Below are 25,027 nucleotides of genomic sequence, written 5' to 3' on the forward strand. Positions count from 1 at the left end.
AACGAATCCAATAAAAAGTTAATAATAGGAGGAATTACAACATGAAAGTAATCGTAATTGGCTGTACTCATGCAGGAACGTCCGCGGTAAAAACAATTTTAAATGATAACCCTTCAGTAGAGGTAGCAGTTTTCGAACGAAATGACAACATTTCTTTTTTATCTTGTGGAATAGCATTGTACGTAGGTGGTGTAGTAAAGGATCCTGCAGGACTATTTTACTCAAATCCTGAAGAACTAGCATCTATGGGTGCAACAGTTAAAATGGAACACAATGTTAAAGAGATTGATACAGTTGCTAAAAAAGTAATTGTTGAGAATATTTTAACTGGTGAAGTATTTGAAGAGTCATATGATAAATTAGTTAATACGACAGGTTCTTGGCCAATTATTCCACCAATCCCAGGTATTGATCATAAAAATATCCTATTGTGTAAAAATTATAACCAAGCAAATGAATTAATTGCTAAATCAAAAGATGCTAAAAAAATCACAATCGTTGGTGGTGGTTATATTGGTATTGAATTAGTTGAAGCTTTTGCTGAGTCTGGTAAAGAAGTAACATTAATTGATGGTTTAGACCGTATTTTAAATAAATATCTTGATAAAGAATTTACAGATGTACTAGAATCAGACTTACAAGAGCGTGGAATTAAATTAGCATTGAATCAATCAGTTAATGGATTTAACGCTAACGAAGCTGGTGAAGTTGTTTCTGTTATGACGGCACAAGGTGAATATGAAGCAGATTTAGTCGTTATGTGTGTAGGATTCCGTCCTAATAACGATTTATTAAAAGGTCAAGTTGATATGTTACCAAATGGAGCAATCATTGTGGATGATTACATGAGAACAAGCAATCCTGATATTTATGCTGCAGGAGATAGCTGTGCAGTAAACTACAATCCTAATGGTGGACATGCTTATATTCCTTTAGCTACAAATGCTGTCCGTATGGGTACATTAGTAGGTAAAAATATAATAGAGCCTAAGGTAAGATATAGAGGGACTCAATCAACATCAGGTTTGTATTTGTTCGGTTTTAATATTGGCTCAACAGGTGTGACAACAAGTGGTGCGCCGCACTTTGGTTTAGATGTCCGCTCTGTTTTAGTTAAAGATAATTATCGTCCAGAATTCATGCCAACAACTGAAGAAGTATTAATGCAACTAGTTTATGAAGTAGGTACAAATCGCATTGTGGGTGGACAATTGATGTCGAAATATGACGTTACACAATCTGCTAATACTCTTTCTTTAGCTATTCAAAACAAAATGACTATTGAAGATTTAGCATATGTTGATTTCTTCTTCCAACCTCACTTTGATCGTCCTTGGAACTACTTGAATATTTTAGCTCAAGCAGCAGTCGAACAAGAAAGAAAATTAGCTGCAAAATAATTTAGAAGATACTTTGAGTATCTCAAAGGGGGAGAGGGCGGTTGTCCTTTCTTCCTTTTTTATTTTTGTTAAATAATAAGAAAGAAAAGAGTTAGTAGTTTTTAAAGGGATGTGAAGAGAATGAAAAAAAATAAAAAGATAGTTTCTGCTTTAATAGCTTTGCTCATTGCTTTGACTGGGGGGTATGTTGTATCAGATTCTTCAACAAACTCATCAATAGGAGTAGAAGAACAAAAAGTAACGATAGAGCTAGAAAGAGTAATCGATGGTGATACAATTGTGTACAATGAAAATGGTGAAAGTAAAAAAATGCGTTTGCTTTTAATAGATACTCCTGAAAGTACGACAGCTAAAACTGGTACAATTCAGCCGTTTGGTAAAGAGTCAAAAGAATTTTTAACAGATTATTTAGTAGGAAAAAACTTATCGTTAGAATATGAAAAAACTAAAGAACAAGAAGATCAGTACGGGCGAGTATTAGCTTACTTATTTGCTGATGGAGAATTCGTTCAAAAAAAATTAGTGCGCGAAGGACTGGCGAGAGTGGGCTATGAAAAAGGACAAGAAATTTATCTTGATGATTTAAAAGAGGCAGAGCAAGCGGCTATGTTAGAAAAAAAGAATATTTGGTCGATAAAGGATTACGTAGGAAAATATGGTTTTAATAATAAATAAAAAAATCTTAGTGAGTGTGCTATAATTATTTAGATTATAGTTAAAAAAGAGTGCAATAGAAAAGGGTGTTGACATGTAGATGCATGCCATTAAGTAAAACCACTAAAAAAACTATTAAATAATGATTTAAATGAGGGATGCTAAAATGGAACAAAAGTTAAAAGACGAAGTAGAATCAAGAAAAACATTTGCGATTATTTCCCATCCAGATGCTGGGAAAACTACAATTACTGAACAACTTTTATTATTTGGTGGAGCAATTCGCCAAGCAGGGACAGTCAAGGGTAAAAAAACAGGGAAATTTGCTACTTCTGACTGGATGGAAATAGAAAAACAACGTGGGATTTCTGTTACTAGTTCAGTGATGCAGTTCGAATATCAAGGAAAAAAAATCAATATTCTTGATACACCTGGGCACGAGGATTTTTCAGAAGATACTTATAGAACCTTAATGGCTGTTGATAGTGCAGTGATGGTCATTGATAGCGGAAAAGGAATTGAGCCCCAAACTAAGAAACTTTTTCAAGTTTGTCGTATGCGCGGTATTCCAATTTTTACGTTTATTAACAAACTTGATCGTGACGGCAAGGAACCATTAGAATTACTAGAAGAATTAGAAGAAGTTTTGGAAATTGATTCTTACCCCATGAATTGGCCTATTGGAATGGGCAGAGGTTTGCTAGGATTATATGATAACTATAATAAACGAATCGAAATTCATCATCCTGATATAAATGGAATAAACGGAGAAAAAATTGTTGAGTTAAATGCAGAAGGTAAAATAGAAGGAGACCATCCTATAAAAAAATCTTCTTTATATGATCAAGCCTTGGATGATATTGAATTATTAAACGAAGCTGGGAACGATTTTTCTGAGGAGAAAATTATAAATGGAGAATTAACACCCGTATTTTTTGGTTCTGCATTAACTAATTTTGGCGTTCAAACATTTTTAGATACGTTCTTGAATTTTGCACCTAGTCCATCGTCTCATAAAGATGTAGCAGGGAATAAAGTACCAGCAACAAATGATGAATTTTCAGGTTTCATTTTTAAGATACAAGCGAATATGAATCCCGCTCATCGAGATCGTATAGCTTTTATCCGCATTTGTTCAGGTGAGTTTGAGCGAGGAATGGACGTAACTCTTGCCAGAACAAAAAAGAAAATAAAACTATCTAACTCCACTCAGTTTATGGCTGAGAGTAGAGAAGTGGTTCAAAGAGCAGTTGCTGGAGATATTATTGGTTTATATGATACAGGTAACTTTCAAATTGGAGACACTATTTTTGAAGGTAAGAAAAGTGTTGAATTTGAAAAGTTACCGCAGTTTACACCTGAAATCTTTATGAAAGTTTCTGCTAAAAATGTTATGAAACAGAAATCATTCCATAAAGGTGTTCAACAACTAGTACAAGAAGGTGCCATCCAATTGTATAAAACGTTCCATACAGAAGATTATATTCTAGGAGCAGTAGGACAGCTACAATTCGAAGTCTTTCAGTACAGAATGCTTCATGAATACAAATCAGAAGTGATTATGACTCCAATGGGGAATAAGATAGCACGTTGGATTAAATCGGAACAATTAGATACAAGTATGTCATCTAGTCGGAATTTACTTGTTCGAGATCGTTTCGATCAACCCCTATTCTTATTTGAAAACCAGTTTGCTATGCATTGGTTTGCAGATAAGTACCCAAATGTAGAGTTGACGTCATTACTGTAAACGAACTTAACGAAAAAATAGTAAAGTTAAAACCTCATACATTTCTCAGTGTGGGGTTTTAGCTTTACTATTTTTTATACAATAATCGAGAAAGCATTATTTGGATTCTACTAATACAGATAACTCAACAATGTTCGGCGCATGTAAAATATCTACTTGATCAATAGTTGTTTCTAAGATATTATCTACTGCGTATTTTATTTCAGCATTTTTTATGTTGCGATGCTTGTTTAGTAATAAGACATCTTCATGAGTAGGAGCTCCCGAAAAAATTACAGTTGTCGGACCTAATGTATAAACTTTTATAAAGTTTGCATCAGTACTCCCTAATTGCTCGGTTACTAAATCTATATGGCTATTTGTAACGTCAATAAGCTTCATTTTTTCACCTCTTTTTTTAGAATCTAGTAGATTAAGACTATTATATAATTAATGAGTAGTAAATTCAAAGTATATTCATTTAACAAAATAGAGTAAATCATAAAGTGAAAGAGTATGTAAGTAAAAGGATGTCTAGATTAACTTCTAGACATCCTCTTAAATGACTAAACCATATTCAATTAATTGGTACTTTGGTTAGCTTTTGTAAATGCAGAAACTTCTTCTTTAGGAGAAACGATAATGTCACCTTTATCATTCAATGAAGCAAGTAGATTTTTTATTTCAGGATAATCGATATAAACATCAGCAATCCTATCTTCTATTTGTTCTTGAATAACACGACGCAATGGGCGAGCACCTAATTTAGGATCGTACCCTAAGTCTACCAATTTATTCTTAGTAAGTTGATCAGCAACAATGCTAATTCCTTGATCTTTGAGCATATCATTAACATCTTGCAACATTAAATCAACAATGACGAGTAAATGCTCCTGTTCTAATGCATTAAATTCAACGATTGCATCAAAGCGATTAATGAATTCGGGTTTAAAAAAATCAGTTAAATGATTTAATACAGATTTCTGGTTGCCTTTAGTAGTAGCAGAAAATCCAACATTTGCCTCTATGGAACCACTTCCTGCGTTACTTGTCATAACAATAATAGTATCCTTAAAACTAACTGTACGACCTTGCGCATCTGTTAAACGGCCATCTTCTAGAATCTGTAAAAACATGTGTAAAACATCAGGATGAGCTTTCTCAATTTCATCTAAGAGTAAAATACTATAAGGATTACGACGTACTTTCTCAGTAAGTTGTCCTGCTTCATCATATCCTATATATCCTGGAGGAGAACCGATTAACTTAGAAACACTATGTTTCTCCATGTATTCACTCATATCAAAACGAATGTAAGCCTCTTTATTGCCAAATAATTCTAAAGCTAATTGTTTAGCTAATTCTGTTTTACCAACTCCTGTTGGTCCAACAAATAAAAACGAACCAATTGGGCGATTCTTTTTATTTAACCCAATTCTACTTCTACGAATAGCTTTTGATATTTTTTCAATCGCCTGATTTTGGCCAATAACCTGTTTGCGTAAATCTGTTTCTAAATTTTTAAGTTGAGCTTGTTCTTTGATTTTAAGTTTACCTACTGGAATATTGGTCTTTGTCTCAATAATATGAACCATATCTTTTTCAGTCACGATAGGTCGTTCTTTTGATTGAATGGTCTGGTTTTCACGCATAGCTGCAAATTTAATCGCTTGATCTCGACAGAATGCAGCTTTTTCATAGTCTTCTTCTTTTAATGCAGCTTGTTTTTGTTGAGCAATTTCCGCTAATTTATCTTCAATCAGTTTTGGATCCATTACTTTTATAGTCAAGTTCTTTTTAGAACCTGATTCGTCAAGTAAATCAATCGCTTTATCTGGTAAAAAACGATCTTGGATATAACGACTAGACAATAAAACGGCCTGCTTTATTGCTTCGTCGGTATAAGAAACTTGATGATAGTTTTCGTATTTACTTTTAATTCCTTTTAAAATATCAATTGTTTCTTCTACAGAAGGTTCGCTTACTTGGACAGGCTGTAAGCGACGCTCCAGAGCAGCATCTCTTTCAATAGAACGATATTCTTTTAGCGTAGTTGCTCCAACTAATTGAAGTTCGCCACGAGCTAAAGCTGGTTTTAACATATTGCCTGCATCTAGGCTACCTTCTGCGTTACCAGCACCTACAATTTCATGCACTTCATCAATGAAAAGAATAATGGTAGGATTTTTTTTCATTTCATCCATTAATTGTTGCATTCTTTCTTCAAACTGCCCTCTGACACCTGTTCCCTGTACTAAAGAAGCAACATCCAGTTGAATGACTTCTTTATTTAGTAGCTTTTCAGGCACTTCAGCATTTATAATTTTTAAAGCTAACCCTTCTATTACAGCTGTTTTACCAACACCAGGTTCACCAATTAAAACAGGATTATTTTTAGTCCGTCGATTTAGTATCTCAATCACGCGGTCAATTTCATTATCTCTTCCTATAACAGGATCGATAGCACCATTTCTAGCCAAGTCGGTTATATTTATTCCAAACTCTCCTAAGAGACCGCTTATTTTTCTTGTAGGAGGATACTCACTTTGACTTCTATCATTATCTTTATTTGATTGAGCATCTTGATTACTAATCTCAGGTAAACGGATAGATTGGAAAAAGTCCTCTAAACTACCTAAACCAAAAGGATCTTGAGGTAATTGATGCTTGTCATTTGTATTTCCTTTACTATTAACTTCCTTTAACAAACGATAACAATTTTGGCATATATCCAATTGGCCTTTTTGACCATTCAAATTTGTGTACAAATGAATGGTTGCATCTAGTTGTTGACAATTTTGACACAACATATAGCACACATCCTTTCGATAATTAATTTTTTTAAGAGCACAAGAAGTCATTGACCTTCTCTGACCTTCTAAGTTATTATACACTGACCTTGTCTGACATTCAAGTATAGTGCTCTATCTTTTAATAAAAAATTAGAGTACACTTAATCCTTAATAAAGCTACTTTCACTTTAGAGGGGAAATGATAACTAAGATGGATAGTAATCAAATCACAGAAAATATTGAAAAATTAATAAGTGGAAAAACGGATGAAATCTTTATAAAAAAAGAAGATTTTATGGCATTTAGAGAAGTTTGGTTAAATCATCCAGAAAAAAATTCTCTCATTGGCACAGCAAATCATTATGGTGAAGTTAGTTATCATTACAAATCAACTGAATAATAAGTAATAAACGACGTTCTATGAAGAAAAGCTAGAAAGTAGTTGTAGAATCTCGTTTAAAATGGTAACATTATAAAGAAGAAAAAGTTATTTTTAAGTAGTCTGTTCTACGTACAAAAGTATTTAGATAATAACGACTTAGAGAGAACTTTAACAAAATTTTTTTATTAAAAGGAGATCAAACATTATGGAAAAACGCGATTTTCACGTAATAGCTGAAACAGGGATTCATGCACGTCCTGCAACTTTATTGGTGCAAACAGCTAGCAAATTTAATTCAGATATCAACCTTGAGTACAAAGGTAAATCTGTAAACTTAAAATCTATCATGGGCGTAATGTCATTAGGCGTTGGCCAAGGTGCAGAAGTTGTTATTAGTGCAAATGGTACTGATGAAGCAGAAGCAATCTCAAGTATTGAAGAGACAATGAAGAAAGAAGGTTTGGCTGAGTAATGGTTGAAAAATTAAAAGGGATTGCAGCAAGTGATGGTATTGCTACAGCAAAAGCCTATCTTCTTGTTCAGCCCAATTTATCTTTCGACAAAATCTCAGTTGATAATTCTGATTCAGAAATAGACCGTTTAAAAAACGCCTTGAATAAAGCTACTCAAGAACTTGGGCTAATTCGTACTAAAGCTGCTGAAGCTTTAGGTGAAGAAGAAGCTCAAGTTTTTGATGCACATTTAATGGTTCTTTCTGATCCTGAGTTAATTGGGAGTATCGAAAGTAACATAAGCGATAATAAAGTAAACGCTGAAAGCGCACTTAAAGAAGTAACGGATATGTTTATTGGCATCTTTGAAGGTATGGAAGACAATCCTTACATGCAAGAACGTGCAGCTGACATCAAAGACGTTACAAAACGTGTATTGAGTCATCTTTTAGGGGTAAGATTGCCGAACCCGTCAATGATTGATGAAGAAGTAATCGTTATCGCACATGACTTAACTCCAAGTGACACAGCACAATTAAATCGTAAATATGTAAAAGCTTTTGTCACAGACATTGGTGGCCGGACTTCTCACTCAGCAATTATGGCTCGTTCTCTTGAAATTCCAGCAATTGTTGGAACTAAATCAATCACAGATTTAGTTAAAGAAGGAGATATCATTATTGTTGATGGTCTAGAAGGCGACGTATTAGTTCATCCGGAAGAAAAAGATCTTTCTTTTTACGAAGATAAAGCCAATCAATTTGAAAATCAAAAAGCAGAATGGAATAAGTTGAAAAACGAAAAAACCTACACTGCTGATGGAAAACATATTGAATTAGCTGCTAATATTGGAACACCTAAAGACTTAGTTGGTGTTAAAGATAATGGTGGAGAAGCTATTGGTTTGTATCGTACTGAATTTCTTTATATGGATTCACCTGATTTTCCAACTGAAGACGCACAATTTGAAGCTTATAAAACGATTTTAGAAGGTATGGGTGACAAAGCAGTTGTCGTTAGAACGATGGATATTGGAGGAGACAAAGAGTTACCTTATTTAACTTTGCCTCATGAGATGAATCCGTTTTTAGGATACCGTGCAATCCGTATTTGTTTAGCAGAACCAGATATGTTCAAAACACAATTGCGTGCTTTGTTGCGTGCTTCTGTCTTTGGTAAATTACGTATCATGTTCCCAATGATTGCAACTTTAGGAGAATTCCGTAAAGCGAAAGCTATGTTGCTTGAAGAAAAACAAAACTTGAAAAATGAAGGCATTGCTGTTTCTGATGATATCGAAGTTGGTATTATGATTGAAATTCCAGCTGCGGCTGTACTTGCCGATAAATTTGCTAAAGAAGTAGATTTCTTCAGTATTGGAACCAATGATTTGATTCAATATACTATGGCAGCAGATCGTATGAATGAACAAGTTTCTTATTTGTACCAACCATATAATCCATCAATTTTACGTTTAATTAAAGGTGTAATTGATGCTTCTCATAAAGAGGGTAAATGGACAGGTATGTGTGGCGAAATGGCTGGAGATCAAACTGCTGTTCCGTTACTAATGGGACTAGGTCTTGATGAATTTTCGATGAGTGCGTCAAGCATTTTGAAAACACGTAGCTTAATGAAACGTTTAGATTCAACTAAAATGGCAGAATTAGCAGATAAAGCAATCAATGATTGCGATACAGCTGAAGAAGTCGTACGTTTAGTTACAGAATACACAAAATAAGAAATAAACTATTGGAATCTATGATTTCAATAGTTTATTTTTTTAACTTAAAATGAATCAGTTCACAAATCAAAATCTATTATATTTTTACCTAAAAATGTTATACTAAGAGCAGTAATTAGAATAAGAGAGAAGGTTGAATAATGAAAAAAATTGGATTTATTGGAACAGGCGTAATGGGTAGTTCTATCGTTAAGCACTTATTGAAAGCAGGTTATGAGGTAAATGTTTATAATAGAACAAAAAGTAAAACAGATGAATTAATTTCTTTAGGAGCTACTTGGTATGAAAGTCCTGCTGCAGTCACTGAAAAAAGCGAAGTAGTTATTACAATTGTAGGCTATCCTAATGACGTTGAAGAAACATATCTAGGAGAAAACGGGATTTTTAAAACAGCCACATCTGATCATATTTTGATTGATATGACTACTAGCACACCTACTTTAGCAGTTAAATTATATGAAGAAGGAGCAAAAAGAAAGATAGCTGTCTTAGATGCACCGGTTTCTGGTGGAGATTTAGGAGCACAAAAAGGAACACTGACTGTGATGGTTGGTGGAGATGAAGATGTATTTAACACTATCGAACCGATTTTGACTGTATTTTCAAGTAAAGTAAATTTACAAGGTTCTGCAGGTAAGGGTCAGCATACAAAAATGGCTAATCAGATTATGGTAGCAGGCACAATGACAGGAATGACAGAATTATTGGTTTATGCACAGGCAGCCAATTTAAATTTAGAAAAAGTTATTGATACGGTAAGTGGTGGTAGTGCAACTAACTGGTCACTGATAAATTATGGTCCACGAATCTTAAGTGAAGATTTTACTCCAGGATTTTTCGTAAAACATTTCGTTAAAGATTTAACCATTGCATTGGGCGAGGCTGAAAAACTAGGCATTGAATTGCCTTCTACAGCACTAGCTCAGCAACTGTATAAAAAACTTGAAACAGATGGATATGGAAATGATGGTACTCAGGCGTTTATTAAATTGTGGTGGCCTGAAGGAAAGAGATAAAAATACCGGTTTAATGAATAAACTAATAACAGATATAAATTTAAAGAGAGAGAAGGGATATCTCTCTTTAAATTAACGAAAATGAAAGCGTTATCTAACTGAGAATAGTAACTAGTTAGGACGAAACTATTAATCATATAGGAGGAATTAGAAATGAAAGCTAAACAAACAGTTTATGTTGATCAATTTACAAATGGCATTCTTGACCCTGAAAAACCAATGGATTATTTTGTAAAAGACGGTGGATTCATTGTAGCAAATACAGCGCCAGGTTGTTGGGGACCGATGATTACTCCTGAGTTAAAGGGTGGACATGAAGTAACTAAGCCTGTTTACGTTGAAGGTGCAGAAATTGGAGACGCACTTGCTATTCATATCAAAAACATTGATGTTACTTCTACAGTGACAGGTTCTGGAAATGATAAGTCGGTTGGTGGACGCTTCACTGGTGATCCTTTTGTAGATGCGAAGTGCCCTAATTGCGGCATTGTCAATCCAAAATCAATTATAAAAGGAATTGGTGAAAAAGCCGTTCATTGTGCCAACTGCGATGCTGATATTACGCCGTTTGTTTTTACGCATGCTTATTCAATGGCTTTTAATGACGAGAAAAGTATTGGATTAACGTTAAATAAACAAGCTGCAGAACTAGTAGCAAAAGATGGTAGACGCTATATGAATACGCCCGAAGCATCCATCCAGAATTCAATTTTGACTTTTGCGCCACACGATATGCCAGGGGTCATTGCACGATTGAGACCTTTTTTAGGCCAACTAGGAACAACACCAGCAAGAGCTTTTCCTGATTCGCATAATGCGGGTGATTTTGGACAATTTTTACTTGGTGCACCACATGATTATGGTATGACCGAATTAGAATTAGAAGATCGAACAGATGGTCATATGGATATCAATCGTGTTAGAACTGGAGCTATTCTAATCTGTCCGGTGAAAGTTGAAGGTGGAGGAGTTTATTTAGGTGACATGCATGCCATGCAAGGCAACGGAGAAATTGCAGGCCATACAGCTGACGTGTCTGGGATTGTCAATCTACAAGTAACGGTTTTAAAAAAGGTAACACTAGATGGACCTATCTTATTACCTGTTAGGGAAGATCTTCCATATCTAGCTCAACCTTTTACTGAAGAAGAAAAAATACAAGCCAGTTCACTTAGTAAAGTTTGGAAAGTTGAAGAGATAGAAGAGAGTTACCCTATTTCGTTTGTCGGAAGTGGAGCTGATTTGAATAAAGCAACAACCAACGGCCTTGAAAGAGCAGCAAACTTATTTGGGATAACCGTTCCTGAAGTGATGAATCGTGCAACCATAACAGGCTCAATTGAAATAGGTCGTCATCCAGGTATGGTTACTGTTACTTTCTTAGCTCCGAAAACATACTTACAGGCTAAAGGGTTACTTGAAATAGTTAAAAAGCAGTACAACGGCTATTCTAAAGAAGATAACTAATTATAGTTTAAAATAAAATAGAGGTTATTTCAAAATAAATTGATAAAAAAAGATAACTTTACTGTCTTTTAAAGAAAAATCTGTTAAAATAGTGACTGAGCCAAGTTTGAAAGGGGTATGAGATCATGAAACCTTCACAATTACAGGCAATCATTCGCCGATTGGAAGCTATGCTAGAAGACAAAGATAGTGAAGTCCAAGTACGTAGATTTGAAAAAGAAGGCAATGAACGTTGCCTGATTTCCTATGATGCTAAGACAACTACCTTTGAATTAGAAGATAGCTCAACACGTCAAGTTTATCAATTTGATGATTTAGATTTAGTTGCAATTGAGATTTTTGAATTGTTGCAAGATTGATAAAAATAAAGAACAAGCTAGTTTAACTATGCTTGTTCTTTATTTTTATCAAATCAGTTCAATCGTTTAAGGGTAATGTAAATAGCAGAATAAAAAAAGAATTTCAGCATTGTTAATAGCAGAAATTCTTTTTTTAATTTTTAGATTAGTTCTCCTACAATCTTTGTCCCATGAACTTCATTAACTCCTAAGAAATCCACGATATGTTCCGCATTTTCGTCTGTTATTCCTCCTCCAGGAAGAATAATAATTTTGTTATCAGCATAGTCGACTAATTCTTTTAAACGTGGCAGTGTTGTTTCAATAGAGTAATCAGCTATTCCACCATGTGTTAAAATGCGGTCTATACCGTGTTCAACTAACCAGTCAATTGCTTCAAATTGTCGATTTTTTGGTATAGAATCAAAAGCCATATGGAAAGTTGTCTGTAAACCAAATGCTTCTTCTAATATCTGCTCCATAGCGTCTTCATCTATCCAATTTTCTTCGGTTAAACATCCGACTACAATTCCATCAATCCCTAGATTTTTAGCTTCGATAATATCATGGCCCATCATTTTCAATTCAGTATCATTGTAAACAAAATTCCCGCTACGTGGACGAATGATAACCATTAATGGAATAGAATGCTCGCTACAATAAGCTACTGTCTCTTGCATGACCCCTTTACTGACTGTTGTTCCTCCACTAGGTAAATAATCACAAAGTTCAACTCGAGTTGCTCCTTTGGCAATTGCAGAAGGAACGACTGTATAATTTTCAACACAAACTTCTTTTAGAAACATTCTTTCACTCTCCATTTTCTCAGTTAATTTGTTAAAGTATACCATGAAAAAATAAAATTAGTTTACCTGCCATCACTTTATTGAATAATGACTAAGTCTTCGTTATAATAAAATCAAACAGATAAACGATAAATAATCAATTCAAATAACGTAATTCAAAGAAATTAAGTAAAAGATTTAAATCTAAAGGATGGTATCTAATGAAAATTTTAGTTCAGAAATTTGGTGGGACATCTGTTAAAGATGAAGATAGTCGTGCAGCAGCAGAAAAACATATCGCTCATGCTATTTCTTTAGGATACAAAGTAATCGTCGTTGTTTCAGCGATTGGGCGTTTAGGAGATCCGTATGCCACTGATTCATTGCTTTCACTAATTGGTGGAAATCGCAGTTACTTAGATTTACGTGAAAAAGATATGCTACTTTCAGTGGGAGAAACTATCTCGACAGCTGTTTTCACAAATGGTTTAAAGAAAAACGGGATAGCAGCTGTGGGTCTAACAGGTCAGGATGCAGGGATTATCACAAATGAAGATTTCGGCAATGCCAAAGTTAAAAGAATTGATCCAACAGCTATTACCGGTCATTTTAAGTTTAATGATGTTGTTGTTGTAACAGGTTTTCAAGGTGTGAGCGAAAGTGGGCATATTACAACAATTGGTCGAGGTGGCAGTGATACAACAGCAGCTTTTTTAGGGGCATCCTTCGAAGCTGAAAGTATTGATATTTTTACAGATGTCTCGGGAATGATGACTGCAGATCCTCGTTTAGTTGACCATGCACAATTTCTAGAAGTCGTCAGTTATCGAGAAGTTAGTAATATGGCGCATGAAGGAGCGAAAGTAATCGATCCCAGAGCGGTCGAGATTGCCATGCAAGCTGGAATACCGTTACGAATTCGTTCAACCCATCAACCTGTCACAAATACTGGAACATTAGTCACTCATATTCAAAGTCAAATAGAACATTATCGGTTAGTTACTGGAATTGCTCATGTTCCAAATTTAGTGCAATTTAGAGTGGAAGCTGATTCCGTAATGCAACAAAAAATCTTTACTTCCTTAGCTAAAAGAGAGATTAGTGTTGATTTTATTAATATCTTTCCGAATCAAATTATTTTTACACTGCCACAAACAGCCTTAGAAAATGCTCGGACTTTATTTGAAAAGTTAGCTGTCTCTTATACAGTGATAGAAAACTGTGCGAAGGTTGCTATTGTCGGAGCAGGTATCACCGGTGTTCCGGGAATCGTTTCAAAAATTGTAACCACTTTAGCAGACAATCACGTATCAATTTATCAATCAGCAGATAGCTACACAACTATTTGGATTTTAGTAGCAGAGATAGATTTAAAAGTTGCTGTTAATTCTTTGCATACTGCTTTTTTAGAAAATGAGAAGTAAGCTAAAAACATTTGAGTTTAATTGCTATTTCACGTTTTTAACGTATAATTGGTTAAATAGTAAACTAGAGGGAGTACTGGATGAGTACTCCTATTTTAATGAATAAGGAGAAATTATGCTAAATATATTTAAACCGACTTGGATGATAGATGCGATTTATCATCTTACACCAGAACAATTAAAAAAACAGCAGATAAAAGCAGTTTTAGCTGATCTAGATAACACGCTAATTGCTTGGAACAATCCTGATGGTACACAAGAATTAATACAGTGGATTGAAACGATGAAAGCTGCAGGTATTCCAGTTATTATTTTATCCAATAATAGTGCTTCTCGCGTAGAAAGAGTTGCGACTATTCTAGATTTAGACTATGTTCCTAGAGCGATAAAGCCAACATTGATTGGATTTAAGAAGGCAGAAGCAAAATTAAATCTTCCAAAAGAAGATATTTTGATGGTCGGAGATCAGATTATGACTGATATATGGGGCGCTAATCTAGCCGGCATACGTACAGTACTAGTTAAACCCATTATTGATAGTGATGCTTGGAACACAAAGCTTAATCGTTATATGGAATTGCATATTATGAATTACTTGATTAAAAAAGATCCAAACATGAGATGGAGGAAGTCATTACATGACGAAAGAATTAATGAATGAAGAAGCATTACGGTGTATTGGCTGTGGAGCAATTATTCAAACAACAGATAAAGAAAAATCTGGTTACACACCAGATTCTGCACTAAAAAAAGGATTAGAAAAAGAAGAAGTCTATTGCCAGCGATGTTTTAGACTGCGTCATTATAATGAAATTCAAGATGTAAATCTAACAGACGATGATTTCTTGAAATTACTAAATGAATTAGGTACGAAAGATGCGTTAATTATAAATGTCATTGATATTTTTGACTTTAACGGTAGTATGATTCCAGGTCTTCACCGATTTGTTGGGAATAATCCTGTTCTTTTAGTAGGGAATAAAGTTGATTTATTACCAAAGTCTTTAAAACGAGGTAAGATGACTCAATGGCTACGTGAAAGAGCATTTGAGGAGGGCTTGCGCCCGCAAGATGTTATTTTAACGAGCGCGGTTAAACCTAAAGAAATGGAAGATTTACTAGCCATTATTGAAAAACATCGTAAAGGTCGTGATGTTTTTGTAGTTGGAGTAACAAATGTAGGGAAATCAACATTGATTAATCAAATCATTAATCTAACTGCAGGAGTGGAAGATTTGATTACCACTTCTCAATTTCCAGGAACAACATTAGACAGAATTGAAATACCGTTAGAAGATGGGAAATTTTTAATAGATACTCCCGGAATTATCCATCGCCATCAAATGGCTCATGTTCTAGGAGCTAAGGATTTGAAATTGATTGCGCCTAAAAAAGAAATAAAGCCAATGGTCTATCAATTAAATGAAGGACAAACGTTGTTCTTTGGTGGAGTAGCCCGCTTTGATTACTTGAAAGGTGAGAGAAGATCTTTTACTTGCTTCACTTCCAATGACTTGAAAATTCATAGAACTAAATTAGAAAAAGCCGATGAATTGTATCAAAAACAAGTAGGAAAATTATTGCAGCCTCCTCGTGAAGATGAAGTTGATAGCTTTCCAGAATTGGTTCGTTTTGAATTTACAGCTAAAGAAAAAGCAGATATTGTTTTTGCTGGCTTGGGATGGGTTACCATTAACGAACCTGGGGCGATAGTAGCAGGATGGGCTCCAAAAGGCGTCGACGTTATTATAAGAAAATCGTTAATTTAATAAAAATTAGAATCGAGAAATCGATACAATTGGAGTGAGAAAATGGATTTATCAGGAAAACAAAAGCGTTTTTTAAGAAGTAAGGCACATCACTTAAACCCTATTTTTCAAATTGGGAAAAATGGCTTAAATAAAGAAGTAATTGTTCAAATAGGTGAAGCTCTTGAAAAAAGAGAATTGTTAAAAGTAAGCTTGCTGCAAAATACAGATGAAACAGCTCAAGAAGTAGCAAACAAAATTGAATCAGAGCTAGGCTGTACAGCTGTCCAAATCATTGGCCGTGTACTCGTTTTATTCCAGCCTTCAACACAAGAAAAATACCGACGTATATCAACACAAGTACCCAAAAAAAGAAACCAATAATTGTGTAAAGAAAGGTGATTATTTTGAGAAGGCAAACAGTTTCTTTTAATCAAACAAAGGGCTTAACGAATGATATCTCTTTGGAAATTGAACGAAAAAAAGTAGGTATTTTAGGCGGTACGTTTAATCCACCTCATGTTGGCCACTTAATAATTGCAGATCAAGTTTGCCGAAAACTTGATTTAGATAAACTTTACTTCATGCCTAGTGCTAATCCTCCGCATCGTAATGGAAAAAAAGCGATTCCTGCGTCCTATCGATTAGAAATGGTTGAGACCGCTATTGAAAATAATGGTTGTTTTGATGTTGAGCGAGCTGAAATTGAGCGTGGTGGAAAAAGTTTTACCTACGACACGATGGTTCAATTAGTTAGAGAAAATCCAGATATAGATTATTATTTTATCATTGGTGGAGATATGGTCGACTATTTACCTAAGTGGTATAAAATCGATAAATTACTAGACTTAGTTCAGTTTGTAGGAGTAAACCGTCCTGGATATGTAGCTACAACTGGGTATCCTATTATCTGGGTGGATGTACCATCTATGAATATCAGTTCAACTTTATTGAGAGAAAAATTAAAAATGAATGATTCCGTACGGTATTTGATTCCAGATCAAACATTAAAATACATTCATGAGAAAGGATTGTATCAAAATGGTGATAAAATCAACGGACGTACGTTATAGCAAGGATTATATTCCATTCACTAGAGACGAACTTTTAGATAAGGTGCGACTACAGATGAGCCAGGAACGTTTTGAACACGTACTTGGGGTTGAAAAAGTCGCAGTAGAGCTAGCACAACAATATGGTGCTTCAATCGAAGCGGCAAGTATAGCTGCCTTGATTCATGACTATGCTAAGGAAAGAAAGTTGCAAGAGATGCATGATTTAATCATTCGTGCTAATCTAGATTTAGACTTACTACAATACGGCAACGAAATTTGGCACGGTCCAGTGGGAGCAATTTTAGCAAAGAAAGAATTGTATGTAGAAGATGAAGAAATATTAAATGCCATCCGTCATCATACAGTTGGTTCTTCTGAAATGAGTTTATTGGAACAGCTTATTTATGTAGCTGATTATATTGAGCCTGGTCGCGATTTCCCTGGTGTAGATGAGGCTAGAAAATTAGCAAAAAGTGATTTAGCTAAGGCTATTTCATTTGAAACAGCTCATACATTACAGTATTTAATTTTAAAACAAAAAAAGATTTATCCAAAGGCTATTGAAACGTATAATACGTGGGTAGCGAAAAATTAGGAGGAACAACATGACAGCAACAAGCGAAAAAATATTAGGATTAGTAGTAAAGGCTGCAGACGATAAAAGAGCAGAAGATATTATGGCAATGGATGTTAGAGAAGTATCCATTTTAGCAGATTATTTTGTTGTTATGCATGGAAATAGTGAAAAACAAGTTCAAGCTATTGCGGATGAAATCATTAGCCAATCACATAAACAAGGTTTTGAAGTAAAACGCGTTGAGGGTAGAGATTCAGCAAAATGGTTATTAATTGATTTGGGTGACGTTGTCGTTCATGTTTTCCATTACTCAGAGCGCGCATTCTATAACCTTGAAAAATTATGGAGTGATGCACCACTGGTTGACATCACAGAAATGGTTTAAGAAAAAATGAGCTATCAAACTTTTGCACAAGTGTATGATGCGATTATGGATGACACACTTTATGAGCGATGGGGTCATTTTGTTGATCAGCATCTTCAAAGTAACGGTCAGAAATTATTAGAATTAGCTTGTGGTACTGGGGCTTTAGCAGTGACATTGAAAAAAAGAGGGTATAACGTAACAGGATTAGACTTGTCTGCTAATATGCTTAGTCTTGCAAACGAACGAGCTTTAGCAGCTGGGATTCAGTTGCCTTTGATTGAAGGCGATATGTTAGACTTATCTGAAGCTGGAGAATTTGAAGTAGTGACCTGTTTTTCAGATTCCATTTGTTATATGCCAGATAAAATAGCTGTCACAGCTGTTTTTAAAGAAGTAGCCAATACTCTAACTGTAAATGGTAAATTTCTTTTTGATGTTCATTCCACTTATCAAGTTGACGAAGTCTTTCCTGGGTATATGTATAATGATCAATCAGAAGAAATTAGTTTTCTTTGGCAAAGCTATCCAGGTGAACACCCTCACTCTATTGAACACGATTTAACTTTTTTTGTGTACAATGAAGATAAAGATTTGTATGAACGTTTTGATGAAACACATAAAGAACGAACCTATTCGTTGGAAACCTATTATGAGATGCTCAAACAAGCAGGTTTTAGTTCTATTGAGGTTTTTTCTGACTTTGGAGATTCTAATGTAGATAAAGAATCGATACGTTGGTTTTTTTCTTGTAGTAAGTAGTAGGATGATCAAGTTGATTGAGTCAACTAAAAGCAGACTGTGTGAAGAAAAAACAGGAGAATCGAAACTGATTTTTCTGTTTTTTACTTTAATAGAGATAAATAATAAAAAACGGAGGGTTAACCAATGTTAGATAAAGCCCGACAATTGTTACAAGAGATCTATGGATTTGATGAGTTTAGATCTGGACAATTGGAAGTAATTGAAAATGTTTTAGACGGAAAAGATTCATTAGCTATTATGCCAACAGGTGGTGGGAAATCAATCTGTTATCAGATTCCGGCACTAATTTTTGATGGGATTACTATCGTTATTTCTCCTTTAATTTCTTTAATGAAAGATCAAGTAGATGCTCTGACAGAATTAGGTATACCTGCAACCTTTTTAAATAGTACTCTATCTTCTCAAGAAATGAATGAGCGGTTAAGAAGTGCTAGTAATGGCGAGTATAAATTAGTCTATGTAGCCCCAGAACGATTTCAGACGGAAGAAATCTTTTATTTGATGCAAGCCATTAAAGTCTCAGTTATAGCCATTGATGAAGCACACTGTATTTCACAGTGGGGCCATGATTTTAGACCAAGTTACTTATCTTTATGTGAGACCATTCAACATTTTTCATATCGACCGACTATCTTAGCTTTAACAGCAACGGCAACACCAGTAGTATCTAACGATATCCTCCAGTTATTGAATATAGAAGAAGAAAACTACGTCAATACTGGATTTGTTCGTGATAACTTAGCCTTTCAAGTTGTAAAAGGACAAGAGCGAAACCGTTATTTGTTGGATTACTTAGAAATAAATAAAGGGCAATCAGGTATTATATACGTCAGTACTCGTAAAGAGGTCGAACGAATTTTTGATTTACTGCAAACAAAAAACATACCAGTGGGTAAATACCACGGTGGAATGAAAGAAATTGAGCGAAATGAGTGGCAAGAAAAGTTTCTTTATGATGAAGTGACGGTTATGATAGCAACGAATGCTTTTGGGATGGGAATAGATAAGAGCAATGTTCGTTTTGTTATTCATTATCAAATACCAAAAAATATTGAAGCGTATTATCAAGAAGCCGGTCGTGCAGGCCGTGATGGTTTGCCAAGTGACGCAATTTTATTATTTTCACCACAAGATATTCAAATTCAGTATTATTTTGTTGAACAGTCAGATATGGATGAAGAGCATAAAAAACTAGAATACACAAAAGTAAGAGAAATGGCACAATATGCTTCAACACAAATGTGCTTACAATGCTATATTGTTCACTATTTTGGTGATGAATGCAACGAATGTGGTCGATGTAGTAATTGTTTAGATGAACGAGAAGCAATAGATATTACCAAAGATACGCAAAAAGTGTTGTCTTGTGTCAAACGGATGGGCGAAACTTTTGGAAAGTCCATGGTCATGAAAGTTTTAACTGGCTCAAAAGATCAAAAAGTTAAACAATGGAAATTTGAAGAACTATCAACTTATGGCTTAATGAATGGAATGCCACAAAAAGAAGTCACACAGCTGATTGACTACTTAACAGCAGAAAAATATTTAACTCCAACAGATGGGCAATACCCTTTATTAAAAATTACTGAAAAAGGCGCCTCAGTATTAAAGGGTAAAAGTAGCGTCACACGTAAGCAAGCTCAAAAAGCTCACAAAGTCGCTATTGATGACCGTTTATTCGACCGTTTGCGAGAAATAAGAAAAGGATTAGCAACATTGCAGAAAGTACCGCCTTATGTTATTTTTTCAGATGAAACTCTTCGTCAAATGTGTCAATTAATGCCTCAAACTGAAAATCAACTTTTATCAGTCAAAGGTGTGGGTGAAAATAAATTAGAAAAATACGGTTCAGTCTTTCTAGAAGTCTTGAAAGAGGCCGACGTTACAAACTGAAGTGAGGATGAAAAATGAAAAGTTGCGGTGTTATTGTAGAATATAATCCATTTCATAACGGCCATCTTTATCATATCCAACAAGCAAAAAAGAAAACAAATGCTGATGTTATTATTGTAGTAATGAGTGGGAATTTTTTACAACGAGGAGAGCCTGCAATTGTAGATAAATGGACTAGAACACAGATGGCTTTATCCAACGGAGCGGACTTGGTCATTGAGTTGCCAGTTTCTTTTAGTGTTCAACCTGCTGATTTTTTTGCTAAAGGGGGCATAGCTTTGCTTCATGCATTAGGTTGTCAAAGTGTCTGCTTTGGTGCTGAAACTGGTAAGGCTGTTGATTATTATGAGTTAACAAATAAACTTAAGCAAAAAAAATCAGAAATAGACGAACGCTTCAATGAATTAAAAAATGATGGGTCAAGTTACGCTTTTCAAATGAACCAAATTATGCGAGAATTGCTTCCAGAAACACTATTAAACTTATCTTCTCCTAATACGATTTTAGGTTTAGCCTATGCTAAAGAAAATGCGAACTATTCCAATCCGATGGCGTTGATTTCTATCAAACGAATAGAAGCTGAGTATCATGACAAAGATATTGTAGAGAATCAAAATATAGCCAGTGCTACTGCTATTCGTGCAGAATTAACGAATAGTTTAGGTCAAGAAAACTCTTTGGAAACGTTGAAAGAAGTGATGCCAAAATCTAGCCAGAACTTATTGTCCGCAGTTGAACGGGTAACTTGGGAAAATTATTGGCCGTTTCTCAAATACCAATTAATAAACCAATCAATAAGGGAATTGCAATTAATTTATGAAATGAAAGAAGGAATTGAATATCGGTTGAAAGAAAAAGTGAAAGAAGCCGAGAATTTCAAAGATTTTATTTCATTAGTAAAAAATAAACGCTATACTTGGGTTAGGTTGCAACGATTATGTGTCTATATTTTATTAAATATGAAAAAAAGTGAAATAAATCCACAAGTAGATTCACCAAAAGCTATTCATTTACTAGGTTTTAATAAAACTGGTCAGATTTATTTAAATGAAGTGAAAAAAATAGTGGGTTTACCAATACTCAATCAGATTAATAAAAAGAACGCTTCTTTATGGGATCTAGACATTAAAGCAGGTGATATTTATAATTTAGGTTATACTAGAGAGACGCGACAACAAGATTATCGAAGACAACCAATAATAATCAATTAATTTTTAATTATTGATGAAAAGATACATGAAAGCATGTATCATAAGCTTTTCAGTGTAAGGTAAAATACGTTGACAAAGGTATGCTAGACTAGTATAATTATCTTTGTTGCTTTAGGAGTGATGGAAAATGAAATGGTCATTAAACGAATTGCAAAAATACCGCTTTGAACCGCTTATTTTTTCTGAAACAGTTGATTTAAAAAAGACATTGTTGAAGAGAGATAAAGAAATTTTAGATGTATCTCCTATTCTTTTGGAAGGAAGTCTAATTGTTCAAGAAAACGAGATCTTGCTTCATATGGTTGTTTCATTAGATGTGACACTGCCTTCCGCAAGGTCATTAGAACCAGTATTGATACCTTTATCTTTAGAGGTAGACGAGATTTATATTCCAGAAAATGCAGCAAGTCGCGAAGCTGTTGAAGATGAAGGAACGGTTATTCAACTAGAGAATGACTGGGTCGATTTATCTGAAGCAATTGAAGATGCGGTTTTGTTAAATATTCCGATTCAAGTTTTTACTGAAGAAGAAGTAAAGGAAAATAAAATGCCAAGTGGAAACGATTGGGTTGTGATGTCTGAAGATGAGTTTACATCAGAAAAAGCAGAACAAAAAGCTAAAACATTGGATCCTCGTTTTGCCGGTTTGAAAGATTTATTTAAAGATGAATCTGATGATAAGAAGTGAGAATAGAGTTTAAATCTCCTCTTTTCGAACGAATAAATCAAGAACAGAAGGAAATTTAAGGAGGTGTAGAGAATGGCAGTACCAAAAAGAAGAACATCAAAAGCTAAGAAAAACAGACGCCGTACGCATTTTAAATTAGAAGTGCCTGGCATGAATGCATGTCCTAACTGTAGTGAATTGAAAAAAAGTCACCACGTTTGTCCAGCATGTGGCCATTACGATGGAAAAGAAGTAGTAAGCAAAGAAGCATAAGATTACTATTATGTTGAATTAATATCAAAACACCCTTGAGACCATGGCTCAAGGGTGTTTTGCTTTTAAAAAATAATCGATATTATTTAGCTCCTTAACTGGAGTATCGAGTTAAGTGTGTACAAAAATTCTGATTTAAGGTAAATTGAATGAGAGAGTTAAGCGGTTAAAAAAGACTGATAGAGAGGAACAAAAATGGTTTTTTTAAATGGATAGGAGGATGAGAATGGATTTATCATTATTTAATCTAGTAGATATCTTACTTTACTTTTTACCAATAGGTTTAATTTTTATTTTTGGTAGAAGCATTAACCGCCATTTTAGAAATCGACAAACTAAGATTAAGCTTGTAGATTTGATGATTCCTTATTTGATGGTTGGTATCCAAATACTAAGTATCCGAACATTTAAACAATCTATTTTTCTTTATTTTTTAATTTTTTTATTTAGTTTAGGAATAATAATTGCTATTCTTATAGCTTATAAAAAAGGAGAAATTAGTTATAGTAAATTTTTTAAAACGTATTGGCGCTTTGTATTTCTTTTTTCTTTTCTAATGTATTACTTTTTGGTGGCAGCTAGTATTGTAAATAAACTAGTATCTTTTTAAGTAGTAAGATGGATTTTAACCGCCATTTTGCTGCTTTTTTTGTTTCATCTGAACGTGTTTTTTCTTTCCTATTTTTTTATAGTACTAGTATCTATTAAGGCAACGAACTCTGACTCATCTTAATCTATATTTTTTTGAAATATATCTGTTATTTGTGGTGGAAAGTGGGGCAATATGGTAGACTAAAACCATCTATAGATGGTGGGGTGAGTATAGATATGTTACTAGGTGAGTATAAGCATAATATCGATGCAAAAGGTCGCTTGATTATGCCAGCTAAGTTTCGAAATGATTTAGGCGTAACATTTATTTTGACCAGAGGTTTGGATGGTTGTTTATTTGGTTATCCTAAAGATGAGTGGTCTATACTTGAAGAAAAATTGAAGCAACTTCCATTAGCAAAAAAAGAAGTTCGAGCATTCACACGATTTTTTTATTCAGCGGCAACAGAGTGTGAATTAGATAAACAAGGACGAATCAATATTCCTCAAACTTTAAGAGAATATGCAAATTTAAATAAAGCTTGTCATATTATAGGTGTATCTGATCGTATAGAAATATGGAGTGAGGCAAGATGGGATGATTTTTCAACTGAAGCAGAAGAATCATTTGATGAGATTGCTGAAAATATGAGTGGTTTTGGATTCTAAAAAATAAATGATAACGTTAGTATAAAAAAGCTAGGTGGGGGAAAAATGACAGAATTTAATCACGAAACAGTCTTGCTCCACGAAACAATAGATAATTTAGCTATTGTACCAGATGGAATATATGTTGATTGTACATTAGGAGGAGCAGGTCACAGCGAATATCTGCTTTCTCAATTAAATGAGAATGGGCATCTGTACGCCTTTGATCAAGATATAAGAGCTATTGAACATGCTGAAATTCGTTTAGCAGACTATGTAGAAAAAAATATGGTTACGTTTGTTAAATCAAATTTTCGTTTTATAAAAGAAGAGCTAAATGCTTTAGGAGTACTAGAAGTAGATGGAATATTTTATGACTTAGGTGTCTCATCTCCACAACTAGATGAAGCACAAAGAGGTTTTAGTTACCATCAAGATGCTCCTTTAGATATGCGAATGGACACGGACGCTCCATTAACAGCTAAAGAAGTCGTTAACTCTTGGGCTTATCAAGATTTAGTAAGGATTTTTTACCGTTATGGTGAGGAGAAGTTTTCTAAGAGTGTTGCACGAAAAATAGAAGCAGCGCGTGAAGAAAAAACAATTGAAACGACTAGTGAACTAGTTGAAATTATAAAAAGTGGTATTCCTGCACCTGCTAGAAGAAAAGGTGGTCATCCTGCAAAACGAGTGTTTCAAGCAATAAGAATTGCTGTAAACGACGAGTTATCTTCAGTAGAAGACTCACTTGAAGAAGCGATTGGCTTATTGAAAGTAGGAGGCAGAATTAGTGCCATCACATTTCATTCATTAGAAGACCGAATTGTGAAGTCACTGTTTAAAGAATACGCTAAAGGTCGAGAAACACCAAGAGGATTACCAATTATTCCAGAAGAATACTTGCCCGAATTAAAATTAATTACTCGCAAACCAATACTACCAAGTGAGTCTGAGTTAGAAATAAATAATCGAGCCAGAAGTGCAAAGTTAAGAGTAGCAGAAAGACAAAGGAAATAGAAACTTGGTATAGAGGTTAGAAAGGAAGTTATCTA

General features: G+C 34.4%; 27 protein-coding genes. 24 read left to right on the top strand and 3 right to left on the bottom strand.

From position 1 onward, the window contains the following. Positions 1-41: 41 nt before the first annotated feature. From ACMHYH_RS03390 to ACMHYH_RS03400, 3 genes are all read left to right on the top strand, one after another. Complete coding sequence (locus ACMHYH_RS03390) at positions 42-1,400, top strand: FAD-dependent oxidoreductase (protein WP_414839965.1); 1,359 nt, start codon at positions 42-44, stop codon at positions 1,398-1,400. A 120-nt stretch (positions 1,401-1,520) separates the two neighbouring features. After that, positions 1,521-2,075, top strand: a complete 555-nt coding sequence (locus ACMHYH_RS03395) for a thermonuclease family protein (protein ID WP_414839966.1) — start codon at positions 1,521-1,523, stop codon at positions 2,073-2,075. Between the two features lie 145 nt (positions 2,076-2,220). Then, on the top strand, positions 2,221-3,804 hold the full coding sequence (locus ACMHYH_RS03400) for a peptide chain release factor 3 (protein WP_414839967.1): 1,584 nt from the start codon (positions 2,221-2,223) through the stop codon (positions 3,802-3,804). Positions 3,805-3,900: 96 nt separating this feature from the next. Here ACMHYH_RS03400 and ACMHYH_RS03405 read toward each other — a convergent pair whose 3' ends face one another. Both ACMHYH_RS03405 and ACMHYH_RS03410 read right to left on the bottom strand, forming a co-directional pair. Then, positions 3,901-4,185: a DUF1827 family protein gene (locus tag ACMHYH_RS03405; protein WP_414839968.1), complete on the bottom strand. Its 285-nt coding sequence runs from the start codon at positions 4,183-4,185 to the stop codon at positions 3,901-3,903. 179 nt (positions 4,186-4,364) lie between these two features. Further along, a complete protein-coding gene (locus tag ACMHYH_RS03410; RefSeq protein WP_414839969.1) occupies positions 4,365-6,593 on the bottom strand; it encodes an AAA family ATPase in 2,229 nt (742 codons plus the stop codon). A 181-nt stretch (positions 6,594-6,774) separates the two neighbouring features. On the opposite strand from ACMHYH_RS03410, the gene ACMHYH_RS03415 reads away from it, so the two are divergent. From ACMHYH_RS03415 to ACMHYH_RS03440, 6 genes are all read left to right on the top strand, one after another. Then, on the top strand, positions 6,775-6,975 hold the full coding sequence (locus ACMHYH_RS03415) for a hypothetical protein (RefSeq protein WP_414839970.1): 201 nt from the start codon (positions 6,775-6,777) through the stop codon (positions 6,973-6,975). A gap of 187 nt (positions 6,976-7,162) precedes the next feature. Further along, a complete protein-coding gene (locus tag ACMHYH_RS03420; protein WP_085560296.1) occupies positions 7,163-7,429 on the top strand; it encodes a phosphocarrier protein HPr in 267 nt (88 codons plus the stop codon). Continuing rightward, a complete protein-coding gene (gene ptsP, locus ACMHYH_RS03425; protein ID WP_414839971.1) occupies positions 7,429-9,150 on the top strand; it encodes a phosphoenolpyruvate--protein phosphotransferase in 1,722 nt (573 codons plus the stop codon). Before ACMHYH_RS03420 ends, ptsP begins: the two co-directional genes overlap by 1 nt. 143 nt (positions 9,151-9,293) lie before the next feature. Continuing rightward, positions 9,294-10,169, top strand: a complete 876-nt coding sequence (locus tag ACMHYH_RS03430) for an NAD(P)-dependent oxidoreductase (protein ID WP_414839972.1) — start codon at positions 9,294-9,296, stop codon at positions 10,167-10,169. Between the two features lie 153 nt (positions 10,170-10,322). Then, on the top strand, positions 10,323-11,636 hold the full coding sequence (locus tag ACMHYH_RS03435; RefSeq protein WP_414839973.1) for an acetamidase/formamidase family protein: 1,314 nt from the start codon (positions 10,323-10,325) through the stop codon (positions 11,634-11,636). A gap of 125 nt (positions 11,637-11,761) precedes the next feature. Further along, positions 11,762-11,995 carry a YkuJ family protein gene (locus ACMHYH_RS03440; protein ID WP_085560292.1) on the top strand — a complete coding sequence of 78 codons (234 nt, stop codon included), beginning with the start codon at positions 11,762-11,764 and terminating at the stop codon, positions 11,993-11,995. A gap of 140 nt (positions 11,996-12,135) precedes the next feature. Here the strand turns inward: ACMHYH_RS03440 and ACMHYH_RS03445 are convergent, their stop codons facing one another. Beyond that, positions 12,136-12,780, bottom strand: coding sequence for a copper homeostasis protein CutC (locus tag ACMHYH_RS03445; RefSeq protein WP_414839974.1), 645 nt, complete (start codon positions 12,778-12,780; stop codon positions 12,136-12,138). A gap of 200 nt (positions 12,781-12,980) precedes the next feature. Here ACMHYH_RS03445 and dapG point away from each other — a divergent pair, with 200 nt between their 5' ends. The 15 genes from dapG to rsmH all read left to right on the top strand — a co-directional run bounded on the left by dapG (position 12,981) and on the right by rsmH (position 24,992). After that, positions 12,981-14,183 (top strand): aspartate kinase, encoded by a 1,203-nt coding sequence (dapG, locus tag ACMHYH_RS03450; RefSeq protein ID WP_414839975.1) that lies wholly within the window; start codon positions 12,981-12,983, stop codon positions 14,181-14,183. A gap of 115 nt (positions 14,184-14,298) precedes the next feature. Continuing rightward, on the top strand, positions 14,299-14,844 hold the full coding sequence (locus ACMHYH_RS03455; RefSeq protein ID WP_414839976.1) for a YqeG family HAD IIIA-type phosphatase: 546 nt from the start codon (positions 14,299-14,301) through the stop codon (positions 14,842-14,844). Next, complete coding sequence (gene yqeH, locus ACMHYH_RS03460) at positions 14,822-15,952, top strand: ribosome biogenesis GTPase YqeH (RefSeq protein WP_414839977.1); 1,131 nt, start codon at positions 14,822-14,824, stop codon at positions 15,950-15,952. The genes ACMHYH_RS03455 and yqeH overlap by 23 nt, the downstream gene beginning before the upstream one ends. Positions 15,953-15,994: 42 nt before the next feature. Then, positions 15,995-16,315 carry a ribosome assembly RNA-binding protein YhbY gene (gene yhbY, locus ACMHYH_RS03465; RefSeq protein WP_414839978.1) on the top strand — a complete coding sequence of 107 codons (321 nt, stop codon included), beginning with the start codon at positions 15,995-15,997 and terminating at the stop codon, positions 16,313-16,315. Between the two features lie 20 nt (positions 16,316-16,335). Then, complete coding sequence (locus tag ACMHYH_RS03470; RefSeq protein WP_414840336.1) at positions 16,336-17,004, top strand: nicotinate-nucleotide adenylyltransferase; 669 nt, start codon at positions 16,336-16,338, stop codon at positions 17,002-17,004. Beyond that, complete coding sequence (yqeK, locus tag ACMHYH_RS03475; RefSeq protein ID WP_414839979.1) at positions 16,973-17,581, top strand: bis(5'-nucleosyl)-tetraphosphatase (symmetrical) YqeK; 609 nt, start codon at positions 16,973-16,975, stop codon at positions 17,579-17,581. Before ACMHYH_RS03470 ends, yqeK begins: the two co-directional genes overlap by 32 nt. 10 nt (positions 17,582-17,591) lie before the next feature. Further along, positions 17,592-17,948 carry a ribosome silencing factor gene (gene rsfS / locus ACMHYH_RS03480; RefSeq protein ID WP_085560285.1) on the top strand — a complete coding sequence of 119 codons (357 nt, stop codon included), beginning with the start codon at positions 17,592-17,594 and terminating at the stop codon, positions 17,946-17,948. A gap of 6 nt (positions 17,949-17,954) precedes the next feature. Then, positions 17,955-18,689, top strand: coding sequence for a class I SAM-dependent DNA methyltransferase (locus tag ACMHYH_RS03485; RefSeq protein ID WP_414839980.1), 735 nt, complete (start codon positions 17,955-17,957; stop codon positions 18,687-18,689). A gap of 126 nt (positions 18,690-18,815) precedes the next feature. Then, the gene (gene recQ, locus ACMHYH_RS03490) at positions 18,816-20,585 is read left to right on the top strand and encodes a DNA helicase RecQ (protein WP_414839981.1); all 1,770 of its coding nucleotides are present in this window, start codon (positions 18,816-18,818) and stop codon (positions 20,583-20,585) included. A gap of 14 nt (positions 20,586-20,599) precedes the next feature. Then, on the top strand, positions 20,600-21,796 hold the full coding sequence (locus ACMHYH_RS03495; RefSeq protein WP_414839982.1) for a nucleotidyltransferase: 1,197 nt from the start codon (positions 20,600-20,602) through the stop codon (positions 21,794-21,796). 127 nt (positions 21,797-21,923) lie between these two features. Then, positions 21,924-22,484 carry a YceD family protein gene (locus ACMHYH_RS03500; RefSeq protein ID WP_414839983.1) on the top strand — a complete coding sequence of 187 codons (561 nt, stop codon included), beginning with the start codon at positions 21,924-21,926 and terminating at the stop codon, positions 22,482-22,484. A 72-nt stretch (positions 22,485-22,556) separates the two neighbouring features. Next, complete coding sequence (gene rpmF, locus ACMHYH_RS03505; RefSeq protein WP_414839984.1) at positions 22,557-22,736, top strand: 50S ribosomal protein L32; 180 nt, start codon at positions 22,557-22,559, stop codon at positions 22,734-22,736. A gap of 226 nt (positions 22,737-22,962) precedes the next feature. Beyond that, positions 22,963-23,346, top strand: coding sequence for a DUF3397 domain-containing protein (locus ACMHYH_RS03510; protein ID WP_414839985.1), 384 nt, complete (start codon positions 22,963-22,965; stop codon positions 23,344-23,346). Between the two features lie 218 nt (positions 23,347-23,564). Next, a complete protein-coding gene (gene mraZ / locus ACMHYH_RS03515) occupies positions 23,565-23,996 on the top strand; it encodes a division/cell wall cluster transcriptional repressor MraZ (protein WP_414840337.1) in 432 nt (143 codons plus the stop codon). Between the two features lie 45 nt (positions 23,997-24,041). Further along, positions 24,042-24,992, top strand: a complete 951-nt coding sequence (rsmH, locus tag ACMHYH_RS03520) for a 16S rRNA (cytosine(1402)-N(4))-methyltransferase RsmH (protein WP_414839986.1) — start codon at positions 24,042-24,044, stop codon at positions 24,990-24,992. Positions 24,993-25,027 lie beyond the last annotated feature (35 nt).

Source organism: Carnobacterium sp. TMP28, from assembly GCF_047553015.1.
Lineage (GTDB): Bacteria > Bacillota > Bacilli > Lactobacillales > Carnobacteriaceae > Carnobacterium_A.

Bases quoted from the DNA above. Each gene is read 5' to 3' on its own strand.
- mraZ (WP_414840337.1), top strand. From the start codon at position 23,565: ATGTTACTAGGTGAGTATAAGCATAATATCGATGCAAAAGGTCGCTTG.
- yqeK (WP_414839979.1), top strand. From the start codon at position 16,973: ATGGTGATAAAATCAACGGACGTACGTTATAGCAAGGATTATATTCCA.
- yhbY (WP_414839978.1), top strand. From the start codon at position 15,995: ATGGATTTATCAGGAAAACAAAAGCGTTTTTTAAGAAGTAAGGCACAT.
- ptsP (WP_414839971.1), top strand. From the start codon at position 7,429: ATGGTTGAAAAATTAAAAGGGATTGCAGCAAGTGATGGTATTGCTACA.
- rpmF (WP_414839984.1), top strand. From the start codon at position 22,557: ATGGCAGTACCAAAAAGAAGAACATCAAAAGCTAAGAAAAACAGACGC.
- ACMHYH_RS03485 (WP_414839980.1), top strand. From the start codon at position 17,955: ATGAGCTATCAAACTTTTGCACAAGTGTATGATGCGATTATGGATGAC.
- dapG (WP_414839975.1), top strand. From the start codon at position 12,981: ATGAAAATTTTAGTTCAGAAATTTGGTGGGACATCTGTTAAAGATGAA.
- ACMHYH_RS03400 (WP_414839967.1), top strand. From the start codon at position 2,221: ATGGAACAAAAGTTAAAAGACGAAGTAGAATCAAGAAAAACATTTGCG.
- ACMHYH_RS03395 (WP_414839966.1), top strand. From the start codon at position 1,521: ATGAAAAAAAATAAAAAGATAGTTTCTGCTTTAATAGCTTTGCTCATT.
- ACMHYH_RS03420 (WP_085560296.1), top strand. From the start codon at position 7,163: ATGGAAAAACGCGATTTTCACGTAATAGCTGAAACAGGGATTCATGCA.
- ACMHYH_RS03390 (WP_414839965.1), top strand. From the start codon at position 42: ATGAAAGTAATCGTAATTGGCTGTACTCATGCAGGAACGTCCGCGGTA.
- ACMHYH_RS03455 (WP_414839976.1), top strand. From the start codon at position 14,299: ATGCTAAATATATTTAAACCGACTTGGATGATAGATGCGATTTATCAT.
- ACMHYH_RS03495 (WP_414839982.1), top strand. From the start codon at position 20,600: ATGAAAAGTTGCGGTGTTATTGTAGAATATAATCCATTTCATAACGGC.
- ACMHYH_RS03510 (WP_414839985.1), top strand. From the start codon at position 22,963: ATGGATTTATCATTATTTAATCTAGTAGATATCTTACTTTACTTTTTA.
- rsfS (WP_085560285.1), top strand. From the start codon at position 17,592: ATGACAGCAACAAGCGAAAAAATATTAGGATTAGTAGTAAAGGCTGCA.
- rsmH (WP_414839986.1), top strand. From the start codon at position 24,042: ATGACAGAATTTAATCACGAAACAGTCTTGCTCCACGAAACAATAGAT.
- ACMHYH_RS03415 (WP_414839970.1), top strand. From the start codon at position 6,775: ATGATAACTAAGATGGATAGTAATCAAATCACAGAAAATATTGAAAAA.
- yqeH (WP_414839977.1), top strand. From the start codon at position 14,822: ATGACGAAAGAATTAATGAATGAAGAAGCATTACGGTGTATTGGCTGT.
- ACMHYH_RS03405 (WP_414839968.1), bottom strand. From the start codon at position 4,185: ATGAAGCTTATTGACGTTACAAATAGCCATATAGATTTAGTAACCGAG.
- ACMHYH_RS03500 (WP_414839983.1), top strand. From the start codon at position 21,924: ATGAAATGGTCATTAAACGAATTGCAAAAATACCGCTTTGAACCGCTT.
- recQ (WP_414839981.1), top strand. From the start codon at position 18,816: ATGTTAGATAAAGCCCGACAATTGTTACAAGAGATCTATGGATTTGAT.
- ACMHYH_RS03435 (WP_414839973.1), top strand. From the start codon at position 10,323: ATGAAAGCTAAACAAACAGTTTATGTTGATCAATTTACAAATGGCATT.
- ACMHYH_RS03440 (WP_085560292.1), top strand. From the start codon at position 11,762: ATGAAACCTTCACAATTACAGGCAATCATTCGCCGATTGGAAGCTATG.
- ACMHYH_RS03410 (WP_414839969.1), bottom strand. From the start codon at position 6,593: ATGTTGTGTCAAAATTGTCAACAACTAGATGCAACCATTCATTTGTAC.
- ACMHYH_RS03430 (WP_414839972.1), top strand. From the start codon at position 9,294: ATGAAAAAAATTGGATTTATTGGAACAGGCGTAATGGGTAGTTCTATC.
- ACMHYH_RS03445 (WP_414839974.1), bottom strand. From the start codon at position 12,780: ATGTTTCTAAAAGAAGTTTGTGTTGAAAATTATACAGTCGTTCCTTCT.